At 72.4% G+C, this 6,050-nt stretch carries 7 protein-coding genes; 1 reads left to right on the top strand and 6 read right to left on the bottom strand.

Annotated elements, in window-relative coordinates; all coding sequences use genetic code 11:
- Nucleotides 1-12: 12 nt before the first annotated feature.
- From RM555_RS03175 to RM555_RS03195, 5 genes are read right to left on the bottom strand one after another with little or no spacing between them, the layout of a single operon-like run.
- The gene (locus tag RM555_RS03175; RefSeq protein ID WP_311410356.1) at nucleotides 13-1,566 is read right to left on the bottom strand and encodes a long-chain-fatty-acid--CoA ligase; all 1,554 of its coding nucleotides are present in this window, start codon (nucleotides 1,564-1,566) and stop codon (nucleotides 13-15) included.
- Nucleotides 1,563-1,814: an acyl carrier protein gene (locus RM555_RS03180; RefSeq protein ID WP_311410357.1), complete on the bottom strand. Its 252-nt coding sequence runs from the start codon at nucleotides 1,812-1,814 to the stop codon at nucleotides 1,563-1,565. Before RM555_RS03180 ends, RM555_RS03175 begins: the two co-directional genes overlap by 4 nt.
- A 2-nt stretch (nucleotides 1,815-1,816) precedes the next feature.
- Nucleotides 1,817-2,089 carry an acyl carrier protein gene (locus tag RM555_RS03185; protein ID WP_132240601.1) on the bottom strand — a complete coding sequence of 91 codons (273 nt, stop codon included), beginning with the start codon at nucleotides 2,087-2,089 and terminating at the stop codon, nucleotides 1,817-1,819.
- Nucleotides 2,086-3,105, bottom strand: coding sequence for a hypothetical protein (locus tag RM555_RS03190; protein WP_311410358.1), 1,020 nt, complete (start codon nucleotides 3,103-3,105; stop codon nucleotides 2,086-2,088). The genes RM555_RS03185 and RM555_RS03190 overlap by 4 nt, the downstream gene beginning before the upstream one ends.
- The gene (locus RM555_RS03195; RefSeq protein ID WP_311410359.1) at nucleotides 3,102-3,743 is read right to left on the bottom strand and encodes a hypothetical protein; all 642 of its coding nucleotides are present in this window, start codon (nucleotides 3,741-3,743) and stop codon (nucleotides 3,102-3,104) included. Before RM555_RS03195 ends, RM555_RS03190 begins: the two co-directional genes overlap by 4 nt.
- A 271-nt stretch (nucleotides 3,744-4,014) precedes the next feature.
- Between RM555_RS03195 and RM555_RS03200 the strand changes: the two genes are divergently transcribed.
- Complete coding sequence (locus tag RM555_RS03200; RefSeq protein WP_311410360.1) at nucleotides 4,015-5,070, top strand: FAD-dependent oxidoreductase; 1,056 nt, start codon at nucleotides 4,015-4,017, stop codon at nucleotides 5,068-5,070.
- Nucleotides 5,071-5,152: 82 nt separating this feature from the next.
- On the opposite strand, the gene RM555_RS03205 is transcribed toward RM555_RS03200, so the two are convergent.
- Entirely contained in the window at nucleotides 5,153-6,028 is an 876-nt protein-coding gene (locus RM555_RS03205; RefSeq protein WP_311410361.1) for a TauD/TfdA dioxygenase family protein, read from the bottom strand.
- Nucleotides 6,029-6,050 lie beyond the last annotated feature (22 nt).

A 6,050-nucleotide genomic window follows, 5' to 3' on the forward strand; every position in this document is an offset into this window, starting at 1 on the left:
CCGCGCCGGCTGTCAGGCCACGCGCCGGTCGAGGTGCTGCCAGAACCTTTCGCGCAGCTCCCGCCGGAGAAGCTTCCCGCTGGGGTTGCGGGGCAGCTGGTCGACGAACTCGAAGCTCGCCGGGATCTTGAAGTCGGCGATCCGTCCCCGCAGGAACGGGGTGAGATCGCGGGCGGTCGCGGGCTGGTCGGGGTGGGTCACCACGAAGCAGTGCACGACCTCGCCCCAGTGCTCGTGCGGTACGGCGACGGCGGCGGCCTCGACCACCCCCGGGTACGCGCAGACCGCGTTCTCGATCTCCGCCGGGTAGACGTTCTCGCCGGCCACGATGATCGTGTCCTTGATCCGATCGCGTACGAAGAGGAAGCCCTCGTCGTCCAGGTAGCCGGCGTCGCCGGTGTGCAGCCAGCCGTCCACCAGGGTCGCGGCGGTGGCCTCGGGCAGGCCCCGGTACTCGATCATCCGCGCCGGCGTCGACAGGCAGATCTCGCCGACCTCGAACGGCGGCAGCACGCGGCCCGTACCGTCGATGATCTTCACGGCGAATCCCGGGTACGGCCGGCCGGCCGCCTGCATGCGCGGCCCGCCGACGACGTGCTCCGACGGCGGCAGGCAGACGGCGGTGTTGCCGCTCTCGGACAGGCCGTAGATCTGCGCGAACTCGCAGTCGAACATCTCGATGCTGCGGCCGAGCAACGCCTCGGAGATCGGCGACCCGCCGTAGACGATCTTCCGCAGCGAGACGAAGTCCTCCCGCTTCGGCCGGGGCGGCGCGAGCATCATCTGCAACTGGGCCGGCACGACACACGCCGTGGTGACGCCGTGGCGCCGGATGAGGCGGACCGCCTCGTGCCCGGCGAACACCCGGACCGACACGTTGGTGATGCCGGCACTGAAACCCTGGATCGACCACCAGAGCCCACCGATGTGGAACCCCGGGATGCCGATCAGGCTCACGTCGTCCGGCCGCCAGTCGATCCAGTCCAGGCCCTCGGAGGCGAGCGCGTCCCGCACCGCGAAGAAGCTGCGGTGGGCCAGCACGACGCCCTTGGGGTTGCCCGTCGTGCCGCTGGTGTACACCTGGGCCAGGGGTTGCTCCTCGGACCAGGACGGGTCCAGGTCGGCGTCCTCGTCGGTTTGCCAGCCGGTGAAGCCGGCCAGCGACACGACCTCGCGCAGCTCGGGCAGGTCCGGCCGCAGGGCGTCGACGGTGTCCAGGAGGTCCTCGTCGCAGAAGAGGACCGTGCTGCCGGAGTCGCGCATGATGTGCCGGATCTCGCCGGCGCGCAGCCGCCAGTTGATGGGGACCAGCACGGTGCCGGTCTTGGCGCAGGCGAACAGGACGTCGTAGTAGTGCTCGGACTCCTTGCCCAGGTAGGCGACGCGGTGCCCGGCCGTGACCCCGGCGCGCCGCAGGGCGTGCGCCGTCCGGTTGCTCGACCGGTGCAGCTGCGCGTAGCTGACCGTACGGTCCTCGCAGTGCACCGCCGGATGGTCGGGCCGCTGCCCGGCGTGGAAGGCGACGACGTCGTGCACCGTGCGCAACTGCGGGTGGTACGCCGTCATCGGCCCGTCCCGTCCGGGACCGCCAGCGTCTCCTCGAGGTACTGCACGATCGCCGGGCCGGACGCGAGGGCCGGCAGCAGGTTCGGGTCGATCTCGATGCCGAACGCGCTCTCCAGCGCCATCATGAGCTGGATCTGGCGCAGCGAGGTCCAGCCCGGGACGGTGTCCGGGTCCAGGCGCTCGGGCAGCTCGTCCGGTGCGACACCGAACACCGAGCCGACCACCTCGCGGACGCGGGTCTCCAACATTGCTACTCCTTGGGTGTCGCGCCGGGGCCCTGCCCCGGGGTGAAGAAACGTCGCGTGATCCGCGAGATGGTGCGGAAGTCGTCCGTGCTCACCTCGTCGAGGGAGATCTCCGTGCCCAGCTCCGCCTCGATCAGGTAGAGCAGTTCGACGAAGTGCATCGAGTTCAGGACGCCCGTGTCCACGAGGTCGTCGTCGAGCCCGACCGAGTCGATGTCCGGACATCTGGCGCGCAGGAACGTGGTGAGGAACTCCGGAACCGTCTCGGTCGTACTCATGACCCCTCCTGGGGGCGTGTCGGTGCGGGGAGGATCTTCGTGGTGAGCCGGGCGGCCGACGGTTCACCGGCGCACCGGTGTTCGGCCACGGCCCGCCCCGTGGACAGGCCCGTCGGGATGAGCCGGTTGGTGCGCAGCGCGACGGCCGGGTCGCGCAGCAGCGGGTTGGTGTCGCGCACGGTGGCGGAGAACAGCGCGAAGACCGGGTCGATGACCTTGGTCGCCCCGTCGGCGTCCTCGACCTCGACCCAGGCGTGGACCAGGTCGAGCATGCCGACCACCCAGCCGATCCGGGTCACCGCCGGGATGCCGGCCCGGTGGCAGAGCTGGGCCAGGTACCGGCTCGCCGAGTCGCAGCTCGCCACGCCGTGCGTCGTGACCAGGTCCACGTCGTTCTGCAGGGCCTCGGGCAGCTTGACCCAGCGCAGGTCCATGGCGGCGAACTCGGCGGCGATCGCGCGCAGCTCCGGAGAGCGCAGCTCGGCCCGCTCGCCCGTCGTGTGGACGGTGGCGGTGACGGCGAGCTGCGACGCCGTACGGGTGACGGTGTCGCCGCGCTCGGCGTCCGGCCCGTCGACGCCGTCGGCGGGTTCCACCGTCAGGTCGTGCACCGCGCCGCCGCAGCGTTCGGGGCGCGGCAGCGCCAGCGTGCTGGTCGGCTGCGGGCCGCACGCGTCGGCGGCACACGCGAGCCGCAGCGCGAACCGGGAGGCGCGGGGCGCGAGCAGCTCCTCGGTCGACGAGCGCATCCACCGCAGCGAGTAGGCGAAGGCCTGCTCCGGCACGGTCGTGCCGGTGCCGGAGTACAGCGCCAGGTTGAACAGGTCGCGCGAGTCGAAACGCTCCTCGCCCGGGTCACCACTGGCCGGTAGCCCGCGGTCGAGCAACGTGGAGAGCGTGTGGTCGTCGCAGCCGAGGACCTGCCTCGCCGAGGTGCGGTCGACGTCGCCGAGCCGGTGCTCCGGCGGGACCGCGAAGAGCGTGTCCAGCCCCCGGACCAGTCCGGCCGCCGTCATGACCGCCCCGGGTTGTCGCGCCACATCGTCTTGATGACACTTCCGGTGCTCAGCACGTACTCGTCCACGGACGTCCATCCGAGCATCTCGTTGATCTGCACCTGCTCCGGGCCGGCCGAGGTCTCCAGGTAGCCCGGCAGGCCGAGGGCCTCGGCCCGCGCCTGGCCGGCGCGCATCAGGACGTAGCCGACGCCGACCGAGTCGACCCGCCGGCCGAGCACCGCGAACCACACGTGCGGGCTGTCGGGGCGCATCCGGTCGAGCGCGTTGGAGATGCGGACGGCGTGCACCACGGCCCGCGGCCCGGCCAGCAGGCACGCCACCGAGCGCAGTGCCCACCCCCACCACGGCGTGGTGCGCTCGTCGCCGTAGAGGACGAGGATCCCGTCGAGCCGGTCGGCCCGGTACGCGGCGAGGGTGATGCCCGAGCTCATCAGCTGGGCGATCACCAGCTCCGCCAGGTAGAGGGCGGTCAGCGCCGACCGGCGCTGCCACCGGGGCAGCGAGCCGGCGGCGGCCCAGATGGCGCCGTCCTCGTACGCCTGGGCGAGCAGCCGGGAGCCCGCCCACAGCTGCCCCCACCCGAGGTCCCGGACCTCGAGCCTGGGCTCCGGGCGCGCAATTGTTCGACTGTTCACATTCCACCCCACGTCCAGACGGGAGCCCGCTGACCTGGGTGAATTTAATGGTCTTGGGTAATCGGCCAGTAATAACAAGATCCCCCCGACGGTGTGCGCCGTGGCGGCGACCTCGGGACCGTCTCGCGACGTCGGCCCCGTCGCCCACGAGGACCCCGCCCCTCGCCTGGCTGCTCCCTTCCCCGGGTCGGGTCCGGATGCGAGACTGAGCCGTGTCGTCTGACGACGTCGGGAGCCCGCCCGAGCACCACCGCGTCGAGCCGGTGCCGGCGTGATCACCGGCCACTGGGAGGTCGTCGTGGTCGGCGGCCGGATCGCCGGGGCGTGCACCGCCTGGGCCCTCGCGCCGTACGCCGAACGTGTCCTCGTCCTCGACGCCTCGCGGCCCACCGCGTTCTGGCCGCAGCAGTCCACCTGGGACCGCTCCGGCAACCTCGCCTGGGCCGAGCTCGGTCTGCTGGAGACGGTCCTGGCCTGCGGCGCCCCGCGCACCTACGGCGACACCCAGCGCATCGGCGACGACGTGGTCGAGCGGGTCTACCCGCGCGAGGACGCCCACTCGTTCCGGATGAGCGTGCCCCGCGAGGTGCTGGACCCGGCGCTGCTGGCCGCGGCGCGCGGCCGGGGCAACGTCACCGTGCGGCGCCCGGCCCGGGTGCGGGACCTCACCATCGACGCGGGCAGGGTACGCGGCGTGACCGTCCGGCACGGTGCCGTCGACAGTGAGGTCACCTGCGACCTGCTGGTGCTGGCGGACGGCCGGCTGTCGCGCAACGCGGAACGCGTGGGGGCGAGCGCCTACCGGGTCGTCGAGTCACCGTGGTTCGCGCTGCTGGCCTACTACGAGAACCTGCCGCTGCCCACCGACCGCTCCTACTTCTCGTTGCAGGACCGCAGCGTCCTCATCTCGACACCGTGCGGCGACAAGCAGTGGTGTGTGGCGGTGGACCTGCACCAGAGCCTCATCGACGAGACCGGCCGGCACCCGGCGCGCTCGTACGAGCGGATGGTGCGCGACGACCCGTATCTCGGCCCGGCCGTCGCCGTCGGGCGCCGCACCACCTCGATCGGCGGCGCCGGGCGGATGCGCATGCTGCGCCGGCCGATGAGCGGGCCGGGCTGGTGCCTGGTCGGCGACGCCGGCTACCACCTGGACCCGGTCACGGCCCAGGGCACCCGGGCCGCCGTGGTCACGGCCCGGATCCTGCGGGACCGGATCGCGGGCGCGGGCCGCGTCGCGGGCGCGGACCTGACTGGCCTGACCGGCGAGCGCGACGCCGCCCTGGACGACGACTGGGCCTACACCGAGCAGATCGTGCGCGCCTGACCGCCGCTCCCCACCGGCCGGCGCCCCCACCGACCGGCGAGCGCAGCCGCCGGTGGGGCACCGCGGGGGTCGGCCCGACCGGCTACGCCACCGGCCGGCTGCCGTTGATGGTCACCCGCTGGCCGTAGCGGGAGTGCGGGTAGTAGTCCCAGACGGCGTGGTGCTGGGTGCAGCGGTTGTCCCAGAACACCAGCGTGTTCGGCGTCCAACGGACCCGGCAGCTCAGGATCGGCTGCTGGGCGACCCAGCCGAAGAGCATGTCCAGCAGCGCCCGGCTCTCGTGGCGGGAGAGCTGCACGATGTGCGACGTGAAGCCGGCGTTGACGAAGAGCAGCTTGCGGCCGGTCTCCGGGTGGCGTACGACGACCGGGTGCTCGCTCTTCGGCACGACGTACTCCGGCGGCGGGGTGTGACCCATCCACGGGATGAGGCCGTCGTGGATCGCGGTCAGCCCGTCGAGGAAGGCCCGCACCGGCGGGGAGAGCATCTCGTACGCCAGGTGCATGTTCGCCCAGAGGGTGTCGCCGCCGACGCCGATCTCCGGGGTCCTGGTGACGTAGAGCATCGAGCCCAGCGACGGCTCGGCCTCGGCGGTGCCGTCGGTGTGCCAGTCCTCGCCGGCCACGAACCGCGAGTCCCGGCCGGCGCTGATCTCGAGGACGGCGGGGTCGCCGCCGTCGAGGTCGGCGAGGGGCTGCCGGCGCAGCTCGCCGAAGTGACCGGCGAAGCGCTTGTGGTCCTCGGCGGAGAGCACCTGGTCGCGGAAGACCAGCACGTGGTGGGCGAGGAAGGCGCGCCTGACCTCGGCCAGTTGCCCGTCGGACAGTTCGGTGGCGAGGTCGAGGCCGGAGACCTCCGCGCCGATGACCGGAGAGATCGGCCGGACGGTGATGGTGTCGTAGCGCTCCGGCGGGCGGGTCGTCGCCCGCTCGACGGCGGCAAGGACGTGCTCTTCCATGCGTTCCCTCCTGGATTCGGTG

Source organism: Micromonospora reichwaldensis, assembly GCF_031845925.1.
Classification (GTDB): domain Bacteria; phylum Actinomycetota; class Actinomycetes; order Mycobacteriales; family Micromonosporaceae; genus Micromonospora; species Micromonospora reichwaldensis.

Coding starts and splice junctions, on each gene's coding strand:
- RM555_RS03175 (WP_311410356.1), bottom strand. CDS start 1,566: ATGACGGCGTACCACCCGCAGTTGCGCACGGTGCACGACGTCGTCGCC.
- RM555_RS03180 (WP_311410357.1), bottom strand. CDS start 1,814: ATGTTGGAGACCCGCGTCCGCGAGGTGGTCGGCTCGGTGTTCGGTGTC.
- RM555_RS03185 (WP_132240601.1), bottom strand. CDS start 2,089: ATGAGTACGACCGAGACGGTTCCGGAGTTCCTCACCACGTTCCTGCGC.
- RM555_RS03190 (WP_311410358.1), bottom strand. CDS start 3,105: ATGACGGCGGCCGGACTGGTCCGGGGGCTGGACACGCTCTTCGCGGTC.
- RM555_RS03205 (WP_311410361.1), bottom strand. CDS start 6,028: ATGGAAGAGCACGTCCTTGCCGCCGTCGAGCGGGCGACGACCCGCCCG.